Origin of the sequence: Vibrio sp. L85 (assembly GCF_963871815.1) — a bacterium.
GTDB classification, from domain to species: Bacteria; Pseudomonadota; Gammaproteobacteria; order Enterobacterales; family Vibrionaceae; genus Vibrio; species Vibrio harveyi.
The window spans coordinates 1-1,022 of the sequence record NZ_CAWMYL010000226.1 but is presented as its reverse complement, the minus strand read 5'-3'; the positions used below and the strand labels follow the sequence as shown (position 1 = coordinate 1,022).

Here is a 1,022-nt window from a genome sequence, read left to right as displayed (position 1 = left end):
CAGCCATTACGCCCAATCAACTGGTGCAGTCGTCTTCTGAAAATGACATTTGGTATCTCTCATAAACGGATGTTTTTGAGAGAACTATCTTCGGCCTTCACACGCACGAAAGGCGGCGAAGCTCCGCCGTTAATCCGTCCGCCGGAGATCTCGCCCAGGCAGGCTGAAGGCCGAGCAAGCCTGACAGGCCCGAAAAGCCCGGCACGGGCGTCGGCGGCGATGACGGCGGCGGCATTATCCAGGGTTGATGATGAAAGTGGAGGATATCGACAACCTCTCGCGCAACCAAGACATCGCGGTCGGACTGCAAGTGATCTTGAAGCCACGGGCCCGTCCCACCCCGACATGGACCTCGATGCCCGAACGGACGTTAGATTTCGAGTTCTAGGCGTTCTGCGATGAAGGTTGGATCCCAGCCGGGATTGAAAGTGTCGACGTGGGTGAATCCGAGCCGCTCGTATAGGCCACGCAGGTTCGGGTGGCAGTCGAGCCGCAGCTTGGCGCACCCCTGCGTTCGCGCGGCATGGCGGCAAGCCTCGATCAGCGCGGAGCTGACACCCCGGCCCGCATGTGTCCGTCGCACCGCGAGCTTGTGCAGATATGCGGCCTCCCCCTTGAGGGCGTCGGGCCAGAACTCGGGATCCTCGGCCGACAAGGTGCAACAGCCGACGATGCCGTCGCTGCAACTCGCGACTAGGAGCTCGGATCTCAGGACGAAGGTCTCCGCGAATGTCCGGTCGATCCGCGCGACGTCCCAGGCGGGCGTTCCCTTGGCGGACATCCACGCCGCAGCGTCGTGCATCAGCCGCACAACCTCGTCGATATCACCCGAGCAGGCGACCCGAACGTTCGGAGGCTCCTCGCTGTCCATTCGCTCCCCTGGCGCGGTATGAACCGCCGCCTCATAGTGCAGTTTGATCCTGACGAGCCCAGCATGTCTGCGCCCACCTTCGCGGAACCTGACCAGGGTCCGCTAGCGGGCGGCCGGAAGGTGAATGCTAGGCATGATCTAACCCTCGGTC

At 62.5% G+C, this 1,022-nt stretch carries 1 protein-coding gene; it reads right to left on the bottom strand.

All coding sequences use genetic code 11. From position 1 onward, the window contains the following. Positions 1 to 370 precede the first annotated feature (370 nt). Positions 371 to 871: a GNAT family N-acetyltransferase gene (locus AACR11_RS21210; protein ID WP_000376623.1), complete on the bottom strand. Its 501-nt coding sequence runs from the start codon at positions 869 to 871 to the stop codon at positions 371 to 373. Positions 872 to 1,022 lie beyond the last annotated feature (151 nt).

Bases quoted from the DNA above. Each gene is read 5' to 3' on its own strand.
- AACR11_RS21210 (WP_000376623.1), bottom strand. From the start codon at position 871: ATGGACAGCGAGGAGCCTCCGAACGTTCGGGTCGCCTGCTCGGGTGAT.